The sequence below is a fragment of the uncultured Roseobacter sp. genome (genome assembly GCF_947496515.1).
In the GTDB taxonomy this organism is placed as follows: domain Bacteria; phylum Pseudomonadota; class Alphaproteobacteria; order Rhodobacterales; family Rhodobacteraceae; genus Roseobacter.
The window spans coordinates 249,074-274,607 of the sequence record NZ_CANMDB010000005.1 but is presented as its reverse complement, the minus strand read 5'-3'; the positions used below and the strand labels follow the sequence as shown (position 1 = coordinate 274,607).

General features: G+C 63.0%; 24 protein-coding genes. 15 read left to right on the top strand and 9 right to left on the bottom strand.

The window, feature by feature from the left end; all coding sequences use genetic code 11:
* The first annotated feature begins 155 nt into the window (after positions 1–155).
* The gene (locus Q1A53_RS11870; protein WP_299966697.1) at positions 156–680 is read left to right on the top strand and encodes a peroxiredoxin-like family protein; all 525 of its coding nucleotides are present in this window, start codon (positions 156–158) and stop codon (positions 678–680) included.
* A 215-nt stretch (positions 681–895) separates the two neighbouring features.
* On the opposite strand, the gene maiA is transcribed toward Q1A53_RS11870, so the two are convergent.
* Positions 896–1,543 carry a maleylacetoacetate isomerase gene (maiA, locus tag Q1A53_RS11865; protein WP_299966695.1) on the bottom strand — a complete coding sequence of 216 codons (648 nt, stop codon included), beginning with the start codon at positions 1,541–1,543 and terminating at the stop codon, positions 896–898.
* Positions 1,540–1,980 carry a MarR family transcriptional regulator gene (locus tag Q1A53_RS11860; RefSeq protein ID WP_299966693.1) on the bottom strand — a complete coding sequence of 147 codons (441 nt, stop codon included), beginning with the start codon at positions 1,978–1,980 and terminating at the stop codon, positions 1,540–1,542. Before Q1A53_RS11860 ends, maiA begins: the two co-directional genes overlap by 4 nt.
* 119 nt (positions 1,981–2,099) lie before the next feature.
* On the opposite strand from Q1A53_RS11860, the gene hmgA reads away from it, so the two are divergent.
* The 5 genes from hmgA to Q1A53_RS11835 all read left to right on the top strand — a co-directional run bounded on the left by hmgA (position 2,100) and on the right by Q1A53_RS11835 (position 6,950).
* Entirely contained in the window at positions 2,100–3,461 is a 1,362-nt protein-coding gene (gene hmgA / locus Q1A53_RS11855) for a homogentisate 1,2-dioxygenase (protein WP_299966691.1), read from the top strand.
* A gap of 19 nt (positions 3,462–3,480) precedes the next feature.
* Entirely contained in the window at positions 3,481–4,431 is a 951-nt protein-coding gene (locus Q1A53_RS11850; protein WP_299966688.1) for an MBL fold metallo-hydrolase, read from the top strand.
* Positions 4,432–4,434: 3 nt separating this feature from the next.
* Positions 4,435–6,060 carry an FAD-dependent oxidoreductase gene (locus Q1A53_RS11845; protein ID WP_299966686.1) on the top strand — a complete coding sequence of 542 codons (1,626 nt, stop codon included), beginning with the start codon at positions 4,435–4,437 and terminating at the stop codon, positions 6,058–6,060.
* A 3-nt stretch (positions 6,061–6,063) separates the two neighbouring features.
* Positions 6,064–6,249, top strand: a complete 186-nt coding sequence (locus Q1A53_RS11840) for a DUF2783 domain-containing protein (protein ID WP_299966683.1) — start codon at positions 6,064–6,066, stop codon at positions 6,247–6,249.
* A gap of 233 nt (positions 6,250–6,482) precedes the next feature.
* Positions 6,483–6,950 carry a nuclear transport factor 2 family protein gene (locus Q1A53_RS11835; RefSeq protein WP_299966680.1) on the top strand — a complete coding sequence of 156 codons (468 nt, stop codon included), beginning with the start codon at positions 6,483–6,485 and terminating at the stop codon, positions 6,948–6,950.
* Positions 6,951–7,253: 303 nt separating this feature from the next.
* On the opposite strand, the gene murJ is transcribed toward Q1A53_RS11835, so the two are convergent.
* From murJ to Q1A53_RS11820, 3 genes are read right to left on the bottom strand one after another with little or no spacing between them, the layout of a single operon-like run.
* On the bottom strand, positions 7,254–8,798 hold the full coding sequence (murJ, locus tag Q1A53_RS11830) for a murein biosynthesis integral membrane protein MurJ (RefSeq protein WP_299966677.1): 1,545 nt from the start codon (positions 8,796–8,798) through the stop codon (positions 7,254–7,256).
* The gene (locus tag Q1A53_RS11825; protein ID WP_299966805.1) at positions 8,795–11,566 is read right to left on the bottom strand and encodes a [protein-PII] uridylyltransferase; all 2,772 of its coding nucleotides are present in this window, start codon (positions 11,564–11,566) and stop codon (positions 8,795–8,797) included. The genes murJ and Q1A53_RS11825 overlap by 4 nt, the downstream gene beginning before the upstream one ends.
* Before the next feature lie 17 nt (positions 11,567–11,583).
* Positions 11,584–12,765, bottom strand: a complete 1,182-nt coding sequence (locus Q1A53_RS11820) for a penicillin-binding protein activator (protein WP_299966674.1) — start codon at positions 12,763–12,765, stop codon at positions 11,584–11,586.
* A gap of 83 nt (positions 12,766–12,848) precedes the next feature.
* Between Q1A53_RS11820 and rsmI the strand changes: the two genes are divergently transcribed.
* The 3 genes from rsmI (at position 12,849) to gshB (ending at position 15,191) form a co-directional block, all read left to right on the top strand.
* Entirely contained in the window at positions 12,849–13,706 is an 858-nt protein-coding gene (rsmI, locus tag Q1A53_RS11815) for a 16S rRNA (cytidine(1402)-2'-O)-methyltransferase (RefSeq protein WP_299966671.1), read from the top strand.
* A gap of 3 nt (positions 13,707–13,709) precedes the next feature.
* Positions 13,710–14,093, top strand: a complete 384-nt coding sequence (locus Q1A53_RS11810) for a YraN family protein (protein ID WP_299966668.1) — start codon at positions 13,710–13,712, stop codon at positions 14,091–14,093.
* A 159-nt stretch (positions 14,094–14,252) separates the two neighbouring features.
* Positions 14,253–15,191: a glutathione synthase gene (gene gshB, locus Q1A53_RS11805; RefSeq protein WP_299966666.1), complete on the top strand. Its 939-nt coding sequence runs from the start codon at positions 14,253–14,255 to the stop codon at positions 15,189–15,191.
* Between the two features lie 196 nt (positions 15,192–15,387).
* Here the strand turns inward: gshB and Q1A53_RS11800 are convergent, their stop codons facing one another.
* From Q1A53_RS11800 to cobU, 4 genes are all read right to left on the bottom strand, one after another.
* Positions 15,388–16,902 (bottom strand): YifB family Mg chelatase-like AAA ATPase, encoded by a 1,515-nt coding sequence (locus Q1A53_RS11800; RefSeq protein WP_299966663.1) that lies wholly within the window; start codon positions 16,900–16,902, stop codon positions 15,388–15,390.
* Positions 16,903–16,984: 82 nt separating this feature from the next.
* Positions 16,985–17,665: a glutathione S-transferase gene (locus Q1A53_RS11795; RefSeq protein WP_299966661.1), complete on the bottom strand. Its 681-nt coding sequence runs from the start codon at positions 17,663–17,665 to the stop codon at positions 16,985–16,987.
* Between the two features lie 60 nt (positions 17,666–17,725).
* The gene (locus tag Q1A53_RS11790) at positions 17,726–18,307 is read right to left on the bottom strand and encodes a histidine phosphatase family protein (protein WP_299966659.1); all 582 of its coding nucleotides are present in this window, start codon (positions 18,305–18,307) and stop codon (positions 17,726–17,728) included.
* Complete coding sequence (cobU, locus tag Q1A53_RS11785) at positions 18,304–18,903, bottom strand: bifunctional adenosylcobinamide kinase/adenosylcobinamide-phosphate guanylyltransferase (protein WP_366872640.1); 600 nt, start codon at positions 18,901–18,903, stop codon at positions 18,304–18,306. Before cobU ends, Q1A53_RS11790 begins: the two co-directional genes overlap by 4 nt.
* 19 nt (positions 18,904–18,922) lie before the next feature.
* Between cobU and Q1A53_RS11780 the strand changes: the two genes are divergently transcribed.
* The 6 genes from Q1A53_RS11780 to Q1A53_RS11755 all read left to right on the top strand — a co-directional run bounded on the left by Q1A53_RS11780 (position 18,923) and on the right by Q1A53_RS11755 (position 25,481).
* A complete protein-coding gene (locus tag Q1A53_RS11780; protein ID WP_299966657.1) occupies positions 18,923–19,801 on the top strand; it encodes an RNA polymerase factor sigma-32 in 879 nt (292 codons plus the stop codon).
* A gap of 3 nt (positions 19,802–19,804) precedes the next feature.
* Positions 19,805–20,614: a ChaN family lipoprotein gene (locus Q1A53_RS11775; protein ID WP_299966655.1), complete on the top strand. Its 810-nt coding sequence runs from the start codon at positions 19,805–19,807 to the stop codon at positions 20,612–20,614.
* 72 nt (positions 20,615–20,686) lie between these two features.
* Positions 20,687–21,886: a bifunctional phosphopantothenoylcysteine decarboxylase/phosphopantothenate--cysteine ligase CoaBC gene (gene coaBC, locus Q1A53_RS11770; protein WP_299966652.1), complete on the top strand. Its 1,200-nt coding sequence runs from the start codon at positions 20,687–20,689 to the stop codon at positions 21,884–21,886.
* Positions 21,887–21,893: 7 nt separating this feature from the next.
* Complete coding sequence (gene dut / locus Q1A53_RS11765; RefSeq protein WP_299966650.1) at positions 21,894–22,355, top strand: dUTP diphosphatase; 462 nt, start codon at positions 21,894–21,896, stop codon at positions 22,353–22,355.
* Complete coding sequence (locus Q1A53_RS11760) at positions 22,355–23,407, top strand: HesA/MoeB/ThiF family protein (protein ID WP_299966648.1); 1,053 nt, start codon at positions 22,355–22,357, stop codon at positions 23,405–23,407. The genes dut and Q1A53_RS11760 overlap by 1 nt, the downstream gene beginning before the upstream one ends.
* A 61-nt stretch (positions 23,408–23,468) precedes the next feature.
* Positions 23,469–25,481 (top strand): M3 family metallopeptidase, encoded by a 2,013-nt coding sequence (locus Q1A53_RS11755; RefSeq protein ID WP_299966646.1) that lies wholly within the window; start codon positions 23,469–23,471, stop codon positions 25,479–25,481.
* Positions 25,482–25,534 lie beyond the last annotated feature (53 nt).

Below are 25,534 nucleotides of genomic sequence, written 5' to 3'. Positions count from 1 at the left end.
CCTCAATATGGGGCCAGATGCGATCCGGTGCAAATCAAAGGTTCGCGCCCGCGCGAGGGGCTAGATTTCAAAGTGACCCACTACCTGATTTTCCGCTGCCAACAATGACAGATAGCGTCTTAGAAAAGACAGTTATTATTCCAGGAGTGCCCGACATGAGCCAGAAACTGACGCCCGACGGGGGTACCCCGGATCTAGCCCTGCCGCTTGTCGGGGGTGGTACGTTCGATCTCGCAGACGAGCGTCCTGAGAGCTTTACGATGGTGGTCTTCTACCGGGGTCACCACTGCCCGCTGTGCAAGACCTATCTGGGTGAGCTTGCAGGGCTGCTGGACGGGTACACCGCAGCGGGTTTCGGTGTTGTCGCTGTTTCCATGAATAATGCGGAAACGGCGCAGAAGTCCGTCGACGATTGGGATATCGACGGTTTGCGGGTGGCCCACTCGCTGAGTCTCGAGCAGGCACAGAATTGGGGGCTGTGGATCTCACGGTCCATCAGGGAAGGGGAGCCGGATGTCTTCAATGAGCCTGGGCTCTTTTGGATCCGGCCCGATGGCAGGCTCTATCTCGCGGATATCTCGAACATGCCGATGGCGCGGCCCGATCTAGTGGGCATGCTGGCCAAGGTCGACTTTTTAAGAGAGAACGACTACCCTGCACGCAGTACCGTCACTGCCTAGGGTCTTTAGGCCTGGCAGGTACGCTTTCCTTACTATGCCAGTGGCTAGAACCCGCGTGTTGCGTCGTCAAAGCGGTCACGCTCCGACACTGACGGTCTTTGGCTCGCAATCGCGGATGACGAGCGCCAGTTCTGGCTGAACCGTAAACCTGCCCATCAGATGAGGCCCTGTCCGGGGCTGTCCACAACCCGAGATGAAGGCGCACCCCGTCCGCCTCAGGGGGATCCCGAGACGTCATCGGACCCGTAGGTCGGGGCGCGATCAGGATGCGCGTGCCGCACGGCGGGGATTGCTTGCAGGGTCGCTTCCACCCGCTGGATCTTTGGGCATCCAGCCAGGTCGACGCCCCAGAGCCGTGCGTTATAGAGCTGCGGTATCAGGCAGAGGTCTGCCAGCGTGACACCGGCCCCGAAGGAATATGCGCTGCCGTCCAGCATCTCTTCGTAGGCGGCCAGCCCCGTCGCGATGAAGTGCTGCATCCAAGTATCCAGCGCGATGGTGCCGCCGGAGCGATCCACCGCCCAGGTGGCCGTGGCGCGATTGCAGATAGGGTGGATTTCCATGGCGATGGCATGAGCGAGTGCCTGCACCCGCGCTCGCGCGGCGGGGGTGTCCGGCAGGAGGCCCAGTCTGCGCGTACCGTTGAGATATTCAATGATGGCCAGCGATTGCGTCAGCTGCAGGCCGTCCACATCCAGCACCGGAACGCGTCCCTGAGGGTTTCTTGCCAGGTGGGCAGGCTTGCGCTGCCCGCCACCCTGCAAATCCACTGTCTTGGTCTGCCACCGTTCCTCGGCAAGGCCGAGCGCGATGCGCACCCGGTAGCTCGCCGAGGAGCCGGGGCTGTCGTAGAGCGTGATCACGGCGTTCGCTCTGACAGCCGGTCGAGCGCTTTGTGGAGCGCGCCGCAGCTCTCCCCCAGTCGCGTATCCAGGTCGGTCTGAAAGGCTTGCGCAATCGGGATCAGCTGGTGGAGCAGATGCACGCCCGCCGCCGTCAGGCTCAACTTGAGCAGGCGCTTGTCGCGGGCATCCACAGTTTTGACCAGATAGCCCTTTGCTTCAAGCCGCGAGGCAGCCCGGCTCACCTTGGATTTCTCCAGGCTCACGCGTTTTTCGATGTCACGTACCGAGGGCGTGGTGCTGTAGCCCACGTTCAGCAGGACCCGCCATTCCGGCATGGAGATGCCAAAGCGGCTTTTGTATTGGGCGGCCAGATCAGCGCTGAGCTGGGCCGCGATGACGGTCATCCGGTAGGGCAGATACTGCTCCAGATCGAAATCGGGCAAGGTGTCCGCCATGCTATGTCCTTTCTGCGGGTCTGATTTGTTGCACTTACAATGAACATTCTTGACATCATTGCAAGTGCAATGAATAGTGCAGAAAGGACAATGCACCCTTTGTTGATCCGGAGCGCGACATGAACAAACACGCCCAGCCCAGCGAGATGACCATGGCCCCGAGCACCGGCGGGACGACCGCGGGCTACATGCCGGGCTTTGGCAACGATTTCGAGACGGAAGCTCTGCCCGGGGCCTTGCCGCAGGGCATGAATAGCCCGCAGAAATGCAACTATGGGCTTTATGGCGAGCAGCTCTCAGGCACGGCCTTTACCGCGCCGAGCCACCGGAATGAGCGGACGTGGTGCTACCGCATCCGCCCGTCGGTCAAGCACAGCGGGCGCTACGCAAAGATCGACATGCCTTATTGGAAATCAGCGCCCGACGTGGACCCGGACGTGATCAGCCTGGGCCAGTACCGCTGGGACCCGGTGCCGCACGGCACCGATGATCTGACCTTCGTCACCGGTATGCGGACGATGACGACGGCAGGGGATGTAAACACGCAGGTGGGCATGGCGGCGCATGTCTATCTGGCGACCGCCTCCATGGTGGATGAGTATTTCTACTCCGCCGACAGCGAATTGCTGGTTGTCCCGCAGGAAGGCCTGCTGCGCATCTGCACGGAACTGGGGATCATCGAGCTTGCGCCCCGGGAAATCTCCATCATACCGCGCGGGTTGGTCTACCGCGTTGAGGTGCTGGAGGGCCCCGCGCGCGGCTTCGTCTGTGAGAACTACGGCCAGAAGTTCGAACTGCCGGGCCGCGGCCCCATTGGTGCCAACTGCATGGCCAATCCGCGGGACTTCAAGACACCCGTCGCCGCCTTTGAGGATCGCGACGTCCCCTCCACCCTCATCATCAAGTGGTGCGGTCAGTTTCACCAAACCGAGATCGGGCACTCACCGCTCGATGTGGTGGCCTGGCACGGGAACTACTGCCCGGTGAAATACGATCTCAGCACCTATTGCCCGGTCGGCGCGGTGCTCTTTGACCACCCTGATCCGTCGATCTTTACCGTGCTGACCGCGCCATCGGGTCAGGAGGGAACCGCCAACATCGATTTCGTGCTGTTTCGCGAACGCTGGATGGTGGCGGAGGATACGTTTCGCCCGCCATGGTATCACAAGAACATCATGTCGGAGTTGATGGGCAACATCTACGGCCAGTATGATGCCAAGCCCAAAGGCTTCGTGCCGGGCGGGATCAGCCTGCATAACATGATGCTGCCGCACGGACCGGACAACACGGCGTTCGAGCGGGCGTCGAACGCCAACCTCGGGCCGGATAAGCTCGACAACACGATGTCGTTTATGTTCGAGACGCGCTTTCCCCAGCATTTGACCCGATTTGCCGCCAGCGAGGCGCCTTTGCAGGACGATTACATCGACTGCTGGGACGACATCGAAAAGAAGTTCGACGGCACACCGGGCAAGAAATAACCCTAAAAAGGAGCCCCAGATGGCAAAGGCATTCGCGTCTCAGGGCGATATGACGGAAAAGACGATCACCTTTGATGAGGTGGGGCGCGGCCTTTATGCCTTCACGGCAGAGGGGGATCCCAATTCCGGCGTGATCATCGGCGATGACAGCGTAATGATCGTTGAAGCGCAAGCCACCCCGCGGCTGGCGCACAAGGTGATCGAGCGGGTGCGCAGTGTCACCGACAAACCGATCAGCCATGTGGTGCTGACCCACTACCATGCGGTGCGCGTGCTGGGCTCGTCCGCATATGGGGCGGATCAGATCATCATGTCTGACACCGCGCGCGCCATGGTCGCGGAGCGGGGGCAGGAGGACTGGGACAGCGAGTTTCAGCGCTTCCCCCGGCTCTTCGAAGGCTATGAGAGCATCCCTGGTCTGACGTGGCCGACGACTACCTTCAGCGAAAGCATGACCGTTTATCTGGGGCAGCGGCGCGTCGATATTCGGCATCTGGGGCGCGCGCATACGGCAGGCGACGCGGTGATCCATGTGCCCGATGAGAACGTGATGTTCACCGGTGACATCGTCGAGGATCACTCGGCCTGCTATTGCGGTGACGGGCACTTCGCTGATTGGGGCAAGACGCTGGACCGGATCGCCTCCTATGATGTGGACGCCATCGCACCGGGGCGTGGCGGCGCGCTGGTGGGCCGCGAGGCGGTGGCCCGCGCCATCCACAGCACCCGCGACTTTGTGGACAGCACCTACCGGCCAGCCGCCCGCGTTGCCGCACGCGGGGGGGCTTTGAAAGACGCCTGGGACGCGGTGCGCGCCGCCTGCGATCCGAAATTCGCCGATTACGCAATTTATGAGCATTGCCTGCCCTTCAACGTCAGCCGCGCCTATGACGAGGCGCGTGGCATGGACACCCCCCGCATCTGGACAGACACCCGCGATCTGGAGATGTGGGAAGCACTGCAGGGCTGAGCCGTGCTGGACGACCGATATTCGCTGGCATTCGAGCTTTACCCCTACCGGCAGAGCCCGGACCAGAGCGCAGCCCGCCCGGTGCGGCACCCTGTCGTCGTGGTGGGCGGCGGTCCGGTGGGCCTTGCCACCGCGCTCGATCTGGGTCGACAGCGGGTGCCCGTTCTGCTGCTGGACGATCACGAAGGCGTCGGCACCGGCAGCCGCGCCATTTGCTTTGCCAAGCGCACACTGGAGATCGCCAGCAGGCTCGGCTGTAGCGGTCCGATGCTGGACAAGGGCGTGGTCTGGAACGTCGGCCGGGTCTTTCAGGACGACCGTCAGGTATTCGACTTCGACCTGTTGCCCGAGGATGGTCATGCGCATCCCGCCTTCATCAACCTGCAGCAGCCCTACTTTGAGAAGTTCCTGTTTGAGCAGATTTCTGCAGAGCAGGCGCGCGGCGCGCCCATTGAGATCCGCGGCAGGAACCGGGTGGAGGCGATCGAGCAACACGATGATCATGCGCGGCTCGACATCGCAACACCAGATGGCGACTATCAGATCGAAGCTGGATGGGTCGTGGCCTGCGATGGCGCGCGCTCGCCGCTGAGGGGCATGCTGGGGCTGGATTTCGAAGGTCGTGTCTTCGAGGATAATTTCCTGATCGCGGATATCGAGATGACGCAGAGCAGCTTTCCGACCGAGCGCTGGTTCTGGTTCGATCCTTGGTTCAAGTCCGGTGCCTCCACCTTGCTGCACAAGCAGCCCGATAACATCTGGCGCGTCGATTTTCAGATCGGCTGGGACATCGACCGCGCGGAAGAATTGAAAGAGGAAAACATACGGTCCCGTCTGGACGCGATGCTGGGGAAAGGGGTGGAGTACCGTCTTGTTTGGTCTTCCATCTATACGTTCCAGTGCCGCAGGATGCAGCGGTTTTGCCATAACCGGGTGATCTTTGCGGGCGACGCAGCGCATCAGGTGTCACCCTTCGGCGCGCGCGGCGCGAACTCCGGCATTCAGGACGCTGATAATCTCGGCTGGAAGTTGGGGTTGGTGGTCAAGGGGCTGGCCCCTCCGCAACTGCTCGAAAGCTATGACACCGAGCGCATCGCCGCAGCGGAGGAGAACATCCTGAACTCCACGCGCGCGACCGATTTCATTACGCCCAAATCAAAGGTCAGCCAGACCTTCCGCAACGCGGTGCTCAAGCTGGCCGAAACTTACCCTTTTGCGCGACCGCTGGTGAATTCGGGTCGGTTGTCGGTGCCATGCGTCTACGACGGCGCGGCGCTCAACGGCCCTGATGCGCTGCCCGGCGGGCCTGCGCGCACGCGCGTGGGCAGCGCCTGCGTCGACGCGCCTGTGGGGAATGGCCATCTGCTGGAGCATCTTGGTGACAGTTTTGTGCTGCTGGGCATCAATGTGGATCTCCCGGATCTTCCGGAGACCGCCCCTATTCCGCTGAGGCGGGTCGTGTTCCGCACCTCCGATGATCTTTCGGGTGCGCTCGCGGCGCGGTATCTGGGCACGGGCGCGCAGGCCGTGTACCTCATCCGGCCGGACCAGCACATTACCGCGCGGTGGTCGGCCTATGATCCTACCGCTGTCCAAGCTGCGCTGATGCGCGCCTGTGCAAGGGAGTAGCGCGTGGCCAAGCTGAACACAGAGCCGAATATCCCGACCCCCGATGAGTTCTACGCCGCACTGATTGCCGCGCATGAGGGCAAGACAGATACGGAAAGCGCGGCGCTGAACGCCCGGCTCATTCTGCTGCTGGCCAATCATATCGGAGATGCAGATGTGCTGGAGCAGGCACTTGCTGCCGCGCAATAACCGCGCCCTGGGTGCAGCCAGCGTCTTGGGAGTGGACCAACTGAAATCATCACCACACCCGCAGCAACTGCCGATAGGCATCAACCTGGCCCGCGGTCGGTAGGGACTTGGATGGCTGGATTGCGGCGATCGGGTCACTGCTGGCGGTCAGAATCTGCCTTCGGGTGGATTTGATGCACGCAAAACGTGTTTGGGCAGATAAGCTCGCGCGCAATGGATCACAGGAGACCATCATGAGGATTATCCCTGCAGTCTGCGCGGCTCTCGCGCTTGCCTTGCCGGTTCTTGCACAGGAAAACCCGCGGAAACTGCCCGCCTACGTGCCCCAGCCCAACGCCGAGATGGTGACGTTCGAACATCTCGACGCGCTCAACGCCTGTGACTGGGACCGGCTGATGGCGCAATACCCCGAAGAGGTGCTCTTCGTTGTGCCGGGCGGCATCTGGCTGGAGGGGCGGGGCGCTATCGGCGAGGTCTTTACCAATTTCTGCCGGTCCCGCAGCCAAGGGGGATTTCGGGGCGCGACGTTTATTCCCGAGAAGGTCAAGACTGTGGGCGATACGGTCAGCGTTTCCTGGCGGGTGGAAGCGGAGTGGCTGGCCGAACCCTACAAGGGCGCGGATGCTTATGTCACCCGGGACGGTCTGCTCTACGTGCAGGTGACGACCTTTGATCCGGCCGAGATGCAGTTCAAGGAGTGACGCAGGCACCGCAGCTTCCGCCCCTCGGTTCTAAAACATCCAACCTCAAACCTGAGATCCCCACCGTCTATACCGAAGCGCCGTTCCGAAGGGTGGCGCAACAGTGCCTGTTGCGCAGGTGCTTTGAACGAAGCGGGAGGTCTCAGGTGTAAGGTTGGGTGTTTTAACACTTCCCTACCTTTGCTGAGCAATCGTGGAGCTGTGTGCGTGATCAAACTTATCCCCACAGGGTGGTGTGGTCTGAGGTCCGCAAGGGGTCGGGTTTCAGGAGAGACCACAACGGCATAACCGTTCCAAAGGCCTTCAACTGCTGCGTCTGAAGGCGCCGCGCAATTCGTTGAGGCGGATGGCACCGATGAGATGGGCCATCCCGAAATAGCTCACGACGCCGATCCCGATGAGCACGGCCAGTGCGAGCGCGCGCCACCACGGCAGGCCCAGAAAAGGGCTGAGCCCGGCCTTTGACCACCACAGCACCAAGCCCATGAAGAGCGCGGCGGCGACCATGCGCCAGATACGACCCCGGAACCGGCTGTCAAACTTTGCCACATCGCCGTAGCTGCGGGCGCCAATGCGCAGCAGCGCCACCATCATCCAGGCGGCCACGGTCGTGGCGATGGCAGGTGCGATCCAGCCGACAACAGGCGCAAGGCCGATGGCGAGGCAAGCGTTGATCACCATGGAGACGACGGCGTAGTGAAACGGGCGCCGGGTGTCTTCGCGGGCGAAGAAAACCGGCTGAAGGATCTTTTGCAGAACGAAGGCAGGCAGCCCCAGACCGTAGATTGCAACGGCAACGGCGATGGCCGCGGTGTCATCGACGGTCGCCGCCCCGCGCTCGAACAGCACCGAGACCAGCGGGAAGGGGATGATCACCAGTGCCACCGCTGAGGGGATGGTGAGTGCCAGCGCGATCTCTGCCGCACGGCTCAGCGCGTCACGGGCACCGTCGTCGTCGCGCGCCTGCAGGCGGCGCGACAGATCCGGCAGGAGCACGATGCCCACCGCGATACCCACCACGCCGAGCGGAAGCTGATAGAGCCTGTCAGCCGCAAACAGCCACCCCACGGCCTTGTCGAAATAGCTGGCCACCTGCTGCCCGACGAGCAGGTTGACCTGCACCACCCCACCGGCAAGGGCGGCGGGGATTGCCACTCGGATAAGCCGCCGCATCTCCGGTGTCAGACGTGGTCTGCGCGGCCGGATGGTGAAGCCCGCGCGTTTTGTAGCCACCCACAACAGCCCGAATTGCGCCACTCCTGCGACCGGGATCGCCCAGATCAGCGCGCGCGCTACATCGCCGCCCAGCCAGGCGGCCCCACCCAGGGCAGCGATCAGCAGCACGTTGAGCAGCACCGGCGCTGCGGCAGCGGCGGCAAACCTGCCGGAGGCGTTCAGCATGCCCGACAACAGTGCCGCAAGCGAGATAAAGAGAATGTAGGGGAATGCGATGCGCCCGAACTCTACCGAGAGCGCAAATTCCTCCTGCCCGGCAAAGCCTGACGCCAGCCCAAAGATCAGCCAGGGCATCGTCGCCATGGCCAGTACCGTCAGCCCGATCAGGACCGTCGCCAGCCCCGCAAAGGCATCCGACGCAAATCCATCGGAATCGTCTCCCGCCTCCAGCCGCTTGGAGAACATCGGCACGAAGGCCATGTTGAACGCGCCTTCTGCGAAGAAGCGCCGGAACATGTTGGGCAGGCGGAACGCCACCACATAGGCCTGATAGAGCGGGCCCGTGCCCAGAAAGGCGAGGATCATCGCATCGCGCACGAACCCCAGAACGCGGCTCATCAAGGTCCAGCCGCCCACCGTGAAAAAGCCCTGGAGCAGGCGGATGGGCTTCACTCCCGCGCCCTTTCGACGCCCTCGTCGATGGCCGCGCGCAGCTTGCGTTCCAGCGCGCGCTGCTTGGCGGCAGAGTGATATTTGAGCCCGAACATATCCTTGACGTAGAACGTATCTACCACCTGCTCGCCGTAGGTGGCGATGACCGCATTGGCGATATAGACGTTTGCGCTGGCCAGCGTCCGTGCCAGATCATGCAGCAGTCCGGGGCGGTCGCGGGTATCGACTTCGATGATCGTGTAGATCTCCGAGCCATCGTTGTCGAAGGTGATATGAGTGGGCACCCGGAACGCGCGCTCGCGTTTCTTGACCTTGTCGCGGTCCTTGAGCGCGTCGCGGGCGACGACCTCGCCGCGCAGGGTCCGTTCGATGGTCTTGCGCAGGCGCGGCAGGCGGCTCGCGTCATAGGGGTTTCCATCCGCATCCTGGATCCAGTAGGCGTCCGTCACCATGCCGTCCTTGGTGGTGTAGCTGCGGGCATCGACCACATTCGCGCCCACCATGGCCAGCGCGCCCGCGAGCCGCGCAAAAATGCCCGGGTGATCCGCCATGACAAAGCAGGCCCGCGTGGCGTCGCGATCTTCGTCCGGGTGCAGGTCGATCAGGATCTCGTCGTCCTTCACGTCGCGCAGCATCCGGGCAAAGGTGACGTGAGCGGTCACATGCAGCGCCTGCCAATAGGGATCGTAATGGCGACCGGTCTCCTTTTGCAGATCCTTGCGCGGCCAGTCGGCAAGTGCCTCGCGCAGCGCGCGCTTGGCCTCGGCACCGCGGTTCTCGCGGTTGAGATCCTCCAACCCGGTCTCCAGCGCCCGGCGCGTCTGACGATAAAGCGCGCGGATCAGCACGGCCTTCCAGTTGTTCCAGGTATTGGGGCCAACTCCCCGGATATCGCAGACCGTCAACACGCAGAGCAGATCCAGCCGCTTGACCGTCTGCACCGCCTTGGCGAAATCCCGCACCGTGCGGGGATCGGCGATGTCCCGTTTCTGCGCCATATCCGACATCAGCAGATGGTAACGCACCAGCCATTCCACCGTTTCCGTATCGGATTTGTTGAGCCCGAGCCGCGGCGCGATCTTGCGGGCCATATGCGCCCCAAGGATCGAATGATCCTCTGGCCGCCCCTTGCCGATGTCATGCAGCAGAAGCGCGGTATAGAGCACCTTGCGGTCAACCCCTTCGGTGAGGATGGAGGACGCCACGGGCAGATCCTCGGCCAACTCACCCCGTTCGATCTGCGCGAGGTTCTTGATGCACTGGATCGTATGCTCATCGACCGTATAGCTGTGATACATATTGAACTGCATCATGGCCACGATGGGCTCAAACTCCGGCAGAAAGGCCGACAGCATCCCCAACTCGTTCATGCGCCGAAGCGCGCGTTCGGGGTTACCGTGCTTGAGCAGCAGATCGAAAAAGATGCGTCGCGCCTCAGGCGTGTTGCGAACCTCGTCGTCGATCAGATGCAGGTTGGATTTGATCAGCCGCATCGCATCGGGGTGGATCAGCATGCCCGTCCTCAGCGCTTCCTCGAAGAGCCGCAACAGGTTGAGTGCATCGGACAGAAACGCCGCGTCGTCCTCTATGGCGATGCGGTTGTTGACGACCTGGTAGCCAGCGCGCACCCGCGGCTTGCGCCGAAAAATCCGCTCCAGAATGGGTTCCGCCTTGACGTGATCGGCCTCCAGCTTGGTGAGAAAGATCCGCGTAAGATCGCCGACCTCGGTCGCATGCAGGAAATACTCCTGCATGAAGACTTCAACCGCCCGGCGGCCTGCCTTGTCCTCATAGCCCATGGCCTCGGCGACCTGAACCTGCATGTCAAAGGTCAGCTGCTCGGAGGCGCGGCGGTTCTGCAAATGCAGGTGCGCCCGCACCGCCCAGAGGAAATCCTCCGCCGCGGCGAAGCCTTCGTATTCCTCGCGCGTGAACACGCCGATGCCCACCAGTTCCGCGGCCCGCTGTACGTTATGGACGTATTTCGCGATCCAGTAGAGCGATTGCAGATCGCGCAGCCCGCCCTTGCCTTCCTTGACATTGGGTTCGACCACATAGCGCTGGCCCTGACGGATGTGGCGGCTCTCACGCTCGGCGAGTTTCGCCTCCACGAACTCACGCCCCGAGCCCGCAAAAAGATCTCGCCGCAGCCGCTGGGCCAGCGTATGGGCAAGCTCGCGGTCCCCGGCGAGGTAGCGCTGTTCCAGCATTGCGGTGCGGATCGTGAAATCCTCGGAACCAAGGCGCAGGCATTCCTTGATCGTGCGGCTTGCGTGGCCGACCTTCAGCTTGATGTCCCACAGGACGTAAAGCATCGACTCGATCACGCTCTCCGCCCAGGCGGTCATCTTGTAGGGCGTCAGGAAAAGCAGATCGACGTCCGAGTAAGGCGCCATCTCGCCCCTCCCGTATCCTCCCACCGCGATGACCGAGAGGCGCTCGCTCGAGGTCGGGTTGGCTTTGGGGTGCAGGACCTCGCGCGCCACATAGAGCGCCGACATCACCAGTTGGTCGGTCAGATAGGTGTAGGCGCGGGTCATCGGGCGCGCCGCAAAGGGCGCATCAGCAAAGGCCTGGGCGATCTGGGTGCGCCCGTTTTGCTGCATCTCCCGCAGAAGAGCCACCGCTTTGGCCCGGATCTTTGCGTGATCGCTCAACCCCTGACGTGCATCCGCGAACTGCAGTCGGAAAGCGTCGAAGTCAAAGATCAGCTCCGCCGGGCAGATCATGTCCTCCGCCGGGGGGGGCGCTGCCTCTTGGGCGGTCATGGACATCCGGGGGTGCCCTAGAAACCAGAGCCGCCAAAGGATTGAGGCGCAGGGCTGAGGATGACGACCTGCGAGTTGACGATGCTCGCGACCGCCAGACCCCGCTCGCTGGTGCCGTCGCTGCGCAGGCGGAAGATCCCGCTCGCACCCCGAAAGCCCGCGCCCTGCGTCAGCGCCGCCCGGTTGAGCGCATTGCCACTGCCACGGCTGGCCAGTGCACCGATGGCGGCGATGCCATCAAACGCCAGCCCGGCGATGGGGTGCGGTGCGGATCCGTAGGCCGCCTGATACTGCGCGCTGAAGGCACCGGAGGCCCCGCGGTCAGGGACCGCAAACCAACCGCCCTGAACCCCGGGCAGCCCGAGCGTCTGAGCAGGAATGTCCCAGCGGGTCAGACCCATGAATTGGGCGGTCTGCGAGTTGATGCCTGCTTCGGGCAGGAGTTGAGACAAAAGGGGCAGGGCGCTGGCGGTATCCGTCGTCATGAACACCGCATCTGCTGCGTTGCCTTCCACTGCGGCCTTGATCTGCGGCACGGCGGCAATGACGTCCTGTTGTGACAGAGCGTAGCCGACCGTTCCGACGACTGTGCCTCCTTGCGCACTGGCCGCGCTGGCAATTGCCTGACGGCCCTGATTGCCAGCGGGATCCTGCCCGTGAACGATAACAAAGCGCTGTTTACCCTGGCCGACTGCGTAGCGCACCATCCGGTTTGCGGTGTTCTGAAAGGTCTGGCCCAGCACAAAGACATTGCCGCCCGCGATGGCACTGGTGTTGGAGAAGGACAGCACCGCGATGTTGTCACCCGCGACCGCATTGCCCACCGCGTTGGCGGAGGCTGCGTAAACAGGCCCCAGAATGATCTTGGCGCCTTCCTCCACTGCCTGTTGTGCCCGTGCCGCCGCAGTGCCTGCGTTTCCGGCTGTCTGATAGACCCGCAGATCGATTTGCGCGCCATTGAGGTCCCGCATTGCCAGACGCGCCGCGTTTTCAAGGCTTTGCGCTAAAATCTCATCTGTGCTCTGGCCTGATCCGCCGGGCAGCAGAAGGGCCACGGGCACGGCCTCACCGGTATCGAGACGCGGAGCGCCGGAGATGGCGTTCGTCGGCAGGGTGTCGCAGGCTGCAAGCATGAGCGCGACCACCGGCAGCAGGATCATATGCACCATCTTGCGGGCCTTGGGGAAAACGGCAAACATATGTAACGACTCCAGCAATCAGTGTTCAGGCGCGATCAGCGCGGGTGCGGTGATCATAAACGTCACGAAAGGCGGGTCCAGCGTTGAATTTCCAAAAGGTCTCTCTGGCGCCGGGGCTTACCTTTGTCGGCGTGCCCATCGGCACGGCGCGGGATATCACGCTGCGTGCGCTCGATGTGCTGGCCTCCGCGGATGTGCTGGCGGCGGAGGATACCCGCAGCTTGCGGCGGCTGCTCGACATCCACGGCGTGCCGCTGGCGGGACGGCCGCTGGTCGCTTTGCATGACCACAGCAAGGACACGGTCGTGGCTCGGTTGCTGGCGGATGTGGCGGCGGGCAAGTCGGTCGCCTATGCCTCTGAGGCGGGCATGCCACTGATCGCGGATCCTGGGTTCGAGTTGAGCCGTGCAGCCGCGGTGGCGGGGCATCCGCAGACCTGTGCACCCGGGCCTTCGGCTGTCCTCACCGCGTTGGTGCTGGCGGGGTTGCCTACGGACAGCTTTCATTTTGCGGGCTTTCTGCCCAATGCGGCGGCGGCGCGGCGGCGGGTACTGGAGACACTGCGCGAGGTGCCGGGCACGCTGGTCTTCTACGAATCGCCAAAGCGGCTGGCGGCCATGCTGGCGGATGCACGCGACGGTTTGGGCGGAGCCCGGGCGGCCGTGGTCTGCCGCGAACTGACAAAGAAGTTCGAAGAGATCCGGCGTGGCACCCTTGAGACGCTGGCCTCCGACTATGCAGGCGCGACCGTAAAGGGCGAGATTGTTGTGCTGATTGACCGGGCGCGTTCAGTGGCTGTTAGGGAAGAAGACATAGAAGCTGATCTGAGGACAGCGCTGGAAACACTGTCGATGCGCGATGCGGTCGATGTGGTGGCCAAGGCGCATGACCTGCCCCGGCGCCACGTGTATCAGATGGCCCTCGCGCGCACCAAGGAGTAGCGGATGACAGTTTCCCTTCAGCGTCAATCACGGGGTCAACAGGCTCATGCCGCAGGCGTCGCCGCCGAAGAGATCGTGGCGCGCCAGTACCAGGCAAAGGGCTGCGGGGTTTTGGAGACGCGGTGGCGGGGTCCGGGTGGTGAGATCGACCTGATCGTTCAGGACGGGCCATATGTGGTCTTTGTCGAAGTCAAGAAGAGCAGATCTTTCGATGCAGCTGCCGTGCGATTGGGTCCGCGCCAGATAGAGCGGCTGTGTGCGTCGGCGGCGGCCTATCTGGGGACATTGCCTGCAGGCTCGCTGACGGAGGCGCGGTTTGATGTGGCGCTGGTCAACGGATCGGGCATGGTCCGGATCCTGCCGAATGCCTTCGGGGTCGATGGCTGAGGGCGCCTCTCGCGCATTGCACCTCGCGCAAGGCTGGGCCATGTAAGGTTCTGTCGGAAAATCCGATCCCGCCATCGTGCGGGGCGTGGCCGGTCCCTGATGCGCAGGCACGGTCGTTTTTCGCCGATATCTCGGGCGCAACAGATGCGGGGAGTTGCCATGAAGATCGCCTTTCAGATGGATCCAATCGGTACGGTGGATATCGAGGCAGACAGCTCCTTTCGTCTGGCCGAAGAGGCGCAGGCGCGCGGGCATGATCTGTTTTTCTACACGCCCGATCAGCTGGCCTTTCAGGAAGGCAGGGTCACCGCGCGGGGACAGGATCTGCGGGTTCAACGGGTCCAGGGCGACCATGCGCACCTTGGTCCTATGCGCGAAGTGGATCTTGCGGAGATGGACGTCGTCTGGCTCCGTCAGGATCCTCCCTTTGACATGCATTACATCACCTCGACCCACCTGCTGGACAGGTTGGCACCGGGGACGCTCGTGGTGAATGATCCTTTCTGGGTGCGGAACTACCCCGAAAAGCTCCTGGTGCTTGATTTCCCGGATCTGACGCCGCCGACAACCATCGCCCGTGATCTGAATACCATCAAGGCTTTCAAGGAAAAACACCGCGACGTGATCCTCAAACCGCTTTACGGCAATGGGGGTGCGGGTGTGTTTCGGCTCGATGAGAACGACCGCAACCTGACGTCGCTGCATGAGCTGTTCACGGGCTTTTCGCGCGAGCCGCTGATTGTGCAGAAGTTCCTGCCGGATGTCTCGGCGGGTGATAAACGGGTGATCCTGGTGGATGGGGAGCCTGTCGGCGCGATCAACAGGGTGCCAGCAGCGGGGGAGACACGCTCTAACTTGCACGTCGGCGGGCGGCCCGAGAAAATCGGGCTAAGCGCGCGCGACCGTGAGATCTGCTCGGCCATCGGGCCATTGCTGAAAGAGAAGGGGCAGGTTTTCGTCGGGATCGACGTCATCGGGGACTATCTGACCGAGATCAACGTGACCTCTCCCACCGGTATTCAGGAACTGGAGCGCTTTGACGGTGTGAATGTAGCGGGCCTGATCTGGGATGCGATTGACGCGCGACTTGGGACCTGAAGCGTAGTTGGGGGCGAGCGGGCTACGAGGGATTGAAGGCGTCTAAAAATGGACAGGCGTGTATCGACAGCGGCTGATCGATGGGGGGATGCCATCCGCCAGCACCACTGCAGTCTCGTGCTTTCTGGAATACCAAGAAAACCGCAAGATCCGTTCCACGCTGGAGAGGTTGCCGGGTCCCTCAGCGTGATTGGGATCAGGTATCGGTGGCGCTGGCGAGGCGGAAACTGACGGCCTCGGCGATGTGGGGGCGGCGCACGCCCTCCGACCCGTCGAGATCGGCGATGGTCCGGGCCACGCGCATCACCCGGTGATACCCGCGGGCCGTGAGCGCAAAGCGTTCTGCGGCCCGCATCAGGAGCGTGCGACCCTCTGCGTCCGGTGTGGCGACTTCTTCGAGGGCCTCGCCTGCGGCATCGGCATTCGACCGCATGTCTGGCCTGTTCTCGAAACGGCGGTGTTGTACCGCCTGGGCCGTTGCAACACGGGCTGCGACCGTCGCAGAGGTCTCGCCATTCGCGGGCAGGTCGAGATCGCGGTAGCCAACGGGCGGCACATCGACCCTCAGATCGAAGCGGTCCATCAAGGGACCGGAGATCTTGCCGAGGTAATCCTCGCCGCATTTGGGCACTCGTGCGCAGGCGCGGGCCGGGTCCGACAGGTAGCCGCACCGACAGGGGTTGGCCGCGGCCATCAGCATGAACCGGCAGGGGTAGCGCACATGGGCATTGGCGCGGGAAATCATCACCTCGCCTGTCTCGATGGGCTGGCGGAGCGTTTCCAGCACGTTGCGCTGAAATTCCGGCAGCTCGTCCATGAACAGGACGCCGTTGTGCGCAAGCGACGCCTGGCCCGGTTTGGCCTGTCGCCCACCGCCGATGATCGCGGCCATGGAAGAGGTATGATGCGGGTCGCAGAAGGGTCTGTCGCGGCTGATGCCACCGTCTTTCAGCAGACCCGCGACCGAATGGATCATCGAGGTCTCGAGCGCTTCGGTCGCGGTCATGGGCGGCAGGATACCGGGTAGCCTCTGGGCCAGCATCGACTTGCCGGAGCCGGGCGCACCGATGAGGATCATATGGTGGCGTCCGGCCGCTGCGATCTCCATCGCGCGTTTGGCGCGCTCCTGGCCCTTGACCTCGCGCAGGTCCTGAACAGAGCGCGCAGGCGGTGCCTCGCCGGGCCGCGCGGGCGGGATCGGCACCTGCCCGGTCATATGGCGGATCACATCGCCCAGCGTTCTTGCGGCGGTCACGTCCGCGTCACTGACCCAGGCAGCCTCCTTTCCGCAGGCTTCGGGGCAGATGAGGCCCAACCCTTCGGCGGCGGCTGTCATCGCCGCGGGGAGAGCGCCGGTAACCGGGATCAGGTGTCCGTCCAACGATAGCTCGCCGAGGGCGATGACCGGCTGTGCGGCGTCTTTTGGGATGATTTCCAGCGCGGCGAGCAACGCAATCGCGATGGGCAAGTCCAGATGGCTGCCTTCCTTTGGCAAGTCAGCCGGGCTGAGGTTGATCGTGACCTTCTTGGACGGAAAGGCGATCGACATGCAGGACAATGCCGCGCGCACCCGTTCCTTGGCCTCGGACACGGCCTTGTCGGGCAAGCCCACGATACTGAAACCGGGCAGTCCGGGCGAGAGCGAGCACTGCACGGCGACGAGGCAGGCTTCGACCCCGCGAAAGGCAACGGATTGTGCGACTGCAACCACGTGATCTCTCCCCGATGATGGTAAACGGGTACGTCACCTTGGTTGACGAAGGGTTAATGGCGCAGCGGCGTCGGTACCGCTGTCATGCTGGCCAGTCGGTACAGGGCGCGTAAACGGGATAGGGAAAGGGTTCGTAGGTCTGGGTCAGACCTTCGCTGCGCCAGCGCCGGAATGCGGGGTCCTGAATGGTCCGCTCGCAATAGGAGCGTGCGCTGTCCGACACGGGCAAGGCGTAGCCGATGATCCGTGCCGCGACCGGTGCGAAAAAGACATCCGCCAGGGAATATCGGCCCAGGAGCCAGCCATCCTGCGTGCCGGCGAGATCGCGCGCTGATGTCCAGATCTGCTCCAGCCGGTCGAGATCCGAGCGGACGGCATCCGAAGGTACGAAGCCTGCGTTGACGTGTTGCAGTTGCATCGGGCAGGCGTCGCGCAGGGCAGCAAAACCACTGGTCATCTCGGCACAGAGCCACCGGGCCCGGGCGCGCAGTGCGGGATCAGAAGGCCAGAGGCCGGCGTCTGGGTGCCGCTCGGCCAGGGTTTCGGCCATCGCGATGCTCTCCCCGATCACATCGCCCTCGGCGGTGCGCAGTGCAGGCACCAGACGGGCGGGCGCCAGCGGTGCCAGATCCTGTGCCATTGTCCCACTGTAGAGGCCCACCATCCGTGTCCGGTACGGCAGGCCGAATTTCTCCAGCATCAGCCAGCCCCGCAAGGACCAGCTTGAGAATGTGCGGTCGCCGATGAAAAGATCATATGTCATGGCGCGCATGCTATCCGCTGTCGTCCTGCGCGATCAAATGAAGCCTTGTGTGGTGGCGGATCACGGACAGTGATTGACCTGCTCCAGCCGTGGGACCCCGTCCGTCCAGACGATCCGAGTGCAGGACAGGTTGTCGATGCTTTGGGCGAGGGCATCGTAGGCAGTGATCGCCCGGGCGCGTTGCACCTGGGTAAGAATGACGCCGATGTGCGCTACTGCGATGACCTCTGCCGTGGGATAATCGGCGTTGATCCGGTCCACTTGTGCATTGATGCGGGCCGCGGCGGCGTTCCAGCTTTCCCCGCCGGGGGGGGCTGTATCACCGGGCTGCTCCCAGTAGGCGCGGCTCAGCTCCGGGTCTGTTGCTGCGACATCAGAGAAATGCCGACCGTCCCAATCGCCGAAATCGAACTCCCGCAGCTGCTCTGTGTCTGGCAGCCTGTCGTGATCCGGACCCTGCACCGCGTCAGCTGTTGCAGAGGCCCGGATCAGGTCGGACGCGATCAGCAGGCTGCGGTCCGGCAGATGAGCGCGCAGTCGGGCAATCTGCGCAGTGTCGGACAGATCGGCAGGCAGGTCTTTCCAGCCCAGCAGCGTCTTGGCGTGCGTGGGCCCGTGCCGAACCCAGTGCCAGACTGTCATGGCAATGTTCCCTTCAGCACCTGCGGCAGCCCGGCGACCACCTGCACCGCCAAATCGGCTTTCGCGGCCAGCGCGATGTTGAGGCGGCCTTGCCGTTCGCGGAAATCGCGGGCCAGCGCGTTGTCGGGCACGATCCCCTGACCCACCTCATTCGAGACGATGACAAGGGGGGCCGGGCAGACATCGATGGCGGACATCAGCGCGCCCTGCGCTGCGTCGATGTCGTGTCCTTCGAGCAGGTGATTGGTCAGCCACATGGTTGCACAGTCAATGAGGACAGCTTGGGTAGATTCTCGCTCCGCGAGTGTTGTATGCAGGTCAAAAGCTGCCTCAAAATTGATCCATCGGTCACTTCTGCGCGATTTATGAACCTCGATACGCATTTTTATTTCGTCATCGAAGGAGCGGGATGTGGCAACGTAGACGGGCGCTAAGCCGCTGGCCAGTATGAGATTTTCCGCCCAAAGTGACTTTCCCGAAGCCGCTCCGCCTAGAACGAAAGTCAACTCTGGCAACATTTTATAAACCTTTGCGGTGAACCAATCGCGTATATGGTGCGTATCTATATCAATTGTGCACGGCAAGGTGTGCTTCATCTGACTGGGAGATGTCGCTATGGCACTGGATTCGGCAAGAGATATGTCACTTTCGCGCACCGCAATGAAAGCGGAGTTGCTGGACGCGGAAACGGAGTTGAGACTGGCCTACGCCTGGCGCGACGAACGATGTGAAAAATCCCTGCATCGGTTGATCACTGCGTACATGCGCCTGGCCATTTCGATGGCTTCAAAGTTCAAGCGGTACGGCGCGCCGATGAACGACCTTATCCAAGAGGCCGGGCTGGGCCTCATGAAAGCGGCGGACAAGTTTGACCCCGACCGCGGCGTTCGTTTCTCAACCTATGCGGTCTGGTGGATCAAAGCGTCCATTCAGGATTATGTCATGCGGAATTGGTCGATGGTGCGCACCGGTTCGACCTCGTCGCAAAAGTCTCTGTTTTTCAACATGCGCCGGGTGCAAGCCCGGTTGGAAAGGGAAAGCGCTGCCGCGGGCGGCGTATTGGACCGGCACCAGCTGCGGCAGATGATTTCAACGGAGATCGGCGTGCCACTGCATGATGTGGAAATGATGGAGGGCAGGCTGTCGGGGTCTGACTATTCTCTCAACGCCACCCAATCGACCGAAGATGAAGGGCGCGAGTGGATCGACGTTCTGGAAGACGACAGCGCTCAGGCTGCGGAAAACGTTGAGCATCAACATGACACCGAGCAGTTGCGTGCCTGGTTGCTGCAGGCGATGTGCGATCTGAACGAGCGGGAGCGTTTCATCGTCCGTGAACGAAAGCTGCGCGAACAACCCCGCACGCTGGAAAGCCTGGGCCAGGAGTTGAGCCTCAGCAAAGAGCGGGTGCGCCAACTGGAGGCAGCAGCCTTTGGTAAGATGCGTAAATCTCTCGAAAACCAGTCGCGTGAAGTGCATCACTTCCTCCTGTAGGTGATGCGCACCACCGCCGTCATGATGAGTTTCGGAGCCGCGGCAATCGCGGCTTCGTCCGTCTTTGCGGATAGCGCCGTCCCCCCTCCAGCATTCTCTGCTGATGTTGTTTTTCTCGGCGAGCAGCACGACAACCCGGCTCACCACAGGGTTCAGGCAGAGTGGACGGCTGAGATATCGCCCGCCGCCCTCGTCTTTGAGATGCTGACGCCAGAGCAAGCAGCCCGGATCACACCTGAAAACCGACGTTCACAGTCTGATCTCGCGGTCGTTTTGGAATGGGAAGCGGCAGGTTGGCCCGATTTCGCGATGTATTTTCCCATCTTTGCCGCAGCAGAGACAGCGGCGATCTACGGCGCGGGTGTCCCGCGTGATCAGGTACGCGGCCTGATGGGGCAACATCTGACGGCAGTCTTCGGCGCGGAGGATGCAGCACGTTTCGGGTTGGATCAGCCTTTGCCGGAGGATGAGCAACAAGCCCGTGAAGCATTGCAAGCGGACGCTCATTGTGACGCATTGCCCGAAGAGATGTTGCCACTGATGGTGTCGGTTCAGCGGTTGCGCGATGCGGCGCTGGCGCGCGCCGCGCTGGAGGCCCGGTCCGAGACGGGCGGAACGGTGGTGGTGATTACCGGCAATGGTCACGCGCGCAGCGACTGGGGGGCGCCCGCGCTCTTGCAGGCTGCGGCACCCGATCTGGTGGTCTTTGCGCTTGGTCAGGGCGAAGCGGGACAGGCGCCTGCAGGCGGGTTCGACACGGTCGTTGACGGTGAAAGCGTCGATCGGGGCAATCCCTGCGATGCATTCAACTGAGGGTCCGGGGCTGGTGGTCCCCAAACTCCCACCCTATGGTCGCGCGCGGACGGTGGGATCAAAGGATGCCTCATGCTGACGGGAAAACACGTTCTGCTCATCATCGGTGGTGGCATCGCCGCGTTCAAATCGCTCGACCTGATCCGGCGGTTGCGCGAACGGGGCGCGGTCGTCACACCGGTGCTGACAAAGGCGGGCGAGGCCTTTGTCACGCCGCTGTCGGTCTCCGCCCTGGCGGGAACCAAGGTCTACGGCGATCTCTTCGATCTCACGGATGAAGCGGAGATGGGTCACATTCAGCTCAGCCGTGTCGCCGATCTGATCGTCGTCGCACCTGCGACCGCCGATCTGATGGCCAAGATGGCACAGGGGCACGCCAATGATCTGGCGAGCACGCTGTTGCTGGCCACGGATACGCCGGTCCTGATCGCGCCCGCGATGAACGTCCGCATGTGGCAGCATCCCGCGACCCAGCGAAATCGGGCGACGCTTGCGCAGGATGGCGTGACCAGCGTCGGGCCGGGCGAGGGTGACATGGCATGTGGCGAGTACGGTCCGGGGCGCATGGCCGAACCGCTGGAGATTGTCGCGGCGATCGAGCGCCACCTGAGCACAGGCCCGTTGAACGGCAAACGGGTGCTTGTGACCTCTGGCCCGACCCATGAACCGATTGATCCTGTCCGCTACATTGCCAACCGATCCTCCGGCGCGCAGGGAACGGCGATCGGCACGGCACTGGCGGCTCTGGGGGCGGATGTTGTGTTCATCACCGGGCCCGCCGACGTCCCCCCGCCTGCACAGGCCAAGGTCGTCCGCGTGACAACCGCCGAGGAAATGCGGTGCGCTGTCATGGCCGCGCTTCCCGTGGATGCGGCGATCTTTGCGGCTGCGGTGGCCGACTGGCGGCTGAAAGAAGCATCCGGTCGGAAGCTGAAGAAATCGAAAGAGGGTCTGCCGAAGCTGGATCTTGCGGAGAACCCGGACATCCTCAGAGACGTCGCGAATCTGTCGGAGAACAGGCCCGATCTGGTCGTCGGCTTCGCGGCGGAAACGGATGATGTGGTGGCGCACGCGACCGCCAAGCGGGTGCGCAAGGGCTGCGATTGGATTGTGGCCAATGATGTCTCGGAAGCCAGCGGTGTCATGGGCGGTACGGATAATACCGTCACGCTGATCGATGATGCGGGCGCGGAGGATTGGCCGACGCTGTCCAAGACTGACGTGGCCACGCGGCTGGCGGCACGTATCGCGGCTGCGTTGAGCAAGGCATGACGGCGGTATGACTGGGGCCATTGAAATTCGTATCGTCTGGGCGGAAGGCGCCGATACCAGCCTCGGTCTGCCGGTGTATCAGACCGCGGGCGCCGCTGGTGCTGATCTGCGCGCCAACCTGCCGGACGGGCCGCTGACACTGGCGCCCGGTGCCCGCGCGCTGATCCCCACCGGATTGCGCATGGAAGTACCTGATAGCTTTGAGGTGCAGATCCGTCCCAGGTCGGGTCTGGCACTGCGCCACGGGCTGATGCTGGTCAACAGCCCCGGCACGATCGACAGTGACTACCGCGGTGACGTTGGGGTGATCGTCTTGAACGCCGGAGAGGCCTCTTTTGAAATCACTCACGGCATGCGCATCGCACAAATGGTGCTGGCCCCGGTGATACGGGCGCGCTTTACCGGCGTTTCTGATCTCGGCACCACGGCGCGCGCCACGGGTGGTTTCGGCTCAACAGGAGGGACCTGATGCTGTTGGTTTTGATCATGGCGGGGGCGTTTTGGGGCCTGGGGTCTGTTGTCGGCGCACCGCGTCAGACCCGCGCCAAGATGATCGGAATGCTGTATCTCGGCGTGCTGATCATCCAGCTGATCTTGCCTGCGGGCAACCCTTTGCGGATCGCCACCGGCGAGAGTGCAGCGCCATGGCTGATCCTGGGCGGTCTTGTGGGGCTTTTTCTGGCCTACCGCTACGGGCTGCGCCGTTTGCGCGGCAGGGCGGAGGAAGTTCAGGAGGCGGCCCGCGCCCGCGAACCGCGTCCGGGCTTTAGCGAGACTGAGCTTAACCGTTACGCGCGCCACATCGTCTTGCGCGAGGTCGGCGGTGCCGGGCAGAAGCGACTGAAGGACGCCAAGGTGCTGGTGATCGGCGCGGGTGGTCTCGGCGCGCCCGCGTTGCAGTATCTGGCTGCCGCCGGGGTGGGCACCATTGGGGTGATCGATGACGATAAGGTCGAGAACGCCAATCTGCAACGGCAGGTGATCCACAAGGATCGGACCATCGGCGTGCCCAAGGTCTTTTCCGCGCAGGAAGAGATGCTGGCGCAAAACCCCCATATCACCGTCCGCCCCTACCAGCGCCGCCTGACCGAAGAGATCGCCGCCGAGCTTTTTGCCGATTACGACGTGGTGCTGGACGGCACCGATAATTTCGACACCCGCTATCTGGTCAACCGGATTGCGGTGGCGCAAGGGATCCCGCTGATCTCAGGCGCGCTGAGCCAATGGGAAGGGCAGTTGAGCGTGTTCGATCCCGCGTGGTCCGGCCCCTGTTATCAATGCGTCTTTCCCGAGGCACCCGCCGCAGATCTGGCCCCCTCATGCGCCGAGGCGGGTGTTTTCGCGCCTTTGCCGGGTGTGATCGGCGCGATGATGGCCACCGAAGCGCTCAAGATCATCACTGGCGCGGGCACGACCTTGCGTGGCCAGATGGTGATCTACGATGCGCTCCACGGCGAAAGCCGGACAATCGCAGCCGCGTCCCGGGCCGATTGCCCGGTTTGTGGCAAACTTCCGCGCTGATACCGCGTGCGCTTGCGGGGCGGCGCGCGCGCCCCTAGCCTGACAACCAAAGGAGACCGCCATGACAAACCCCTTGTTGCAGGACTGGGCAACCCCCTTCGGGATCGCCCCTTTTGACCGGCTTTCCGACGAAGACTTTGCCCCTGCGCTGGAGCAGGCACTGACCGCGCACCGAGCAGAGATCGACGCTATCGCAGGCAGTGATGCCGAGCCTACCTTTGCCAATACGGTCGAGGCTCTGGAGGCGGCAGGCCGCGCGCTGGACAAGGTGCTCAGCGTCTTTTTCACCATCGCCGGAGCTGACAGCACGCCCGCGCGCGAGGCGTTGCAGCGAGATTTTTCGCCCCGCCTGGCCGCCCATTCGGCAGAAATTTCCGGCAACAAGGCGCTCTTTTCACGGATCGCGGCAGTTTGGGAGAGGCGCGATGCTCTCGATCTGAGCCCGGAGCAGGCGCGCGTCCTGATGCTTACCCATCGCAATTTCGTCCGGGCTGGCGCTGCGTTGGAAGGTGCGGATGATGCTCGGATGAAGGAGATCAAGGGTCGGCTCGCGACGCTTGGCACCCAGTTCACGCAAAATCTGCTCGCCGATGAGCGCAGCTGGTTCATGCCATTGGTGGAAGAAGATCTCGAAGGACTGCCTGACTTCGTTGTCACCGCCGCGCGGTCCGCCGGAGCAGAGCGCGAAGCAGGTCAGCCTGTTGTCACACTGTCACGATCCCTGATCGTGCCATTCCTGCAGTTTTCACCCCGGCGCGACCTGCGCAAGACGGCGTTCGAGGCCTGGGCTGCGCGGGGGGCAGGGGGTGGGGAGACTGACAATCGCGCCATCGCGGCAGAGATCCTGCAACTGCGCCAAGAGCGCGCGCGGCTGCTGGGATACGACAGCTTTGCCGATTACAAGCTGGAGACCGAGATGGCCAAGACGCCCGCCGCCGTGCGGGACCTGTTGATGGCCGTCTGGTCACCCGCCCGCGCGCAGGCCGAAGCGGACGCGGCGGTGCTGACCCGGATGATGCAGGCCGATGGGGTGAACGGCCCGCTCGAACCCTGGGACTGGCGTTACTACGCCGAGAAACGGCGCGTCGCCGAGCACGATCTGGATGAGGCGACGCTGAAGCCGTACTTCCAGTTGGAGCAGATGATCGCGGCGGCGTTTTCCTGTGCGACCCGGCTCTTCGGGCTGGCGTTCAAACCGCTTGACGTGCCGCTCTATCATCCCGACTGCCGCGCGTGGGAGGTCACGCGCGATGGCCAGCATCTGGCCGTGTTCATCGGGGATTACTTTGCGCGTGGTGGCAAGCGTTCGGGGGCGTGGTGCTCGGCCATGCGTGGGCAGGCGCGGTTCCCGCAAACTCAGACGCCGGTGGTGATCAACGTGTGCAACTTTGCCAAGGGGGATCCCGCGCTGCTGTCCTATGACGATGCGCGGACGCTGTTTCACGAATTCGGCCACGCGCTGCACCAGATCCTGTCGGATGTCACCTATGAGAGTGTTTCGGGAACCTCAGTTGCACGCGATTTCGTGGAACTGCCCAGCCAGCTTTATGAACACTGGCTGGAGGTGCCGGAGGTACTGGCTGAGTTTGCGACCCATGCCGAGACGGGCCAGCCAATGCCGCCGGAGTTGCTTGATAAGCTCTTGGCTGCGGCGACCTATGACATGGGATTTCAGACGGTGGAGTACGTGGCTTCTGCGCTGGTGGATCTGGCCTTTCACGATGGTCCGGCGCCCGCCGATCCGATGCTGCGTCAGCGCGAGGTGCTGGAGGAGATCGGCATGCCCGATGCCATCACCATGCGGCACGCCACACCGCAGTTCGCCCATGTCTTTGCCGGTGACGGGTATTCCAGCGGGTATTACAGCTATATGTGGTCGGAGGTTATGGATGCGGATGCTTTCGCAGCTTTTGAAGAAGCGGGCGATGCCTTCGATCCCGCTCAGGCCGCAGCGCTGGAAAAGCATATCCTGTCCACCGGCGGCAGCCGTGATGCCGCGGCGCTCTACACCGCCTTTCGCGGGCGTCTGCCCGGCGTCGAGGCGTTGCTCAAAGGACGTGGGTTGGCGGCCTAGCAAAGGGGGGACGCTTCGACCCGCGGGTAAGCACTGGCAGAGCCCGACGTTGA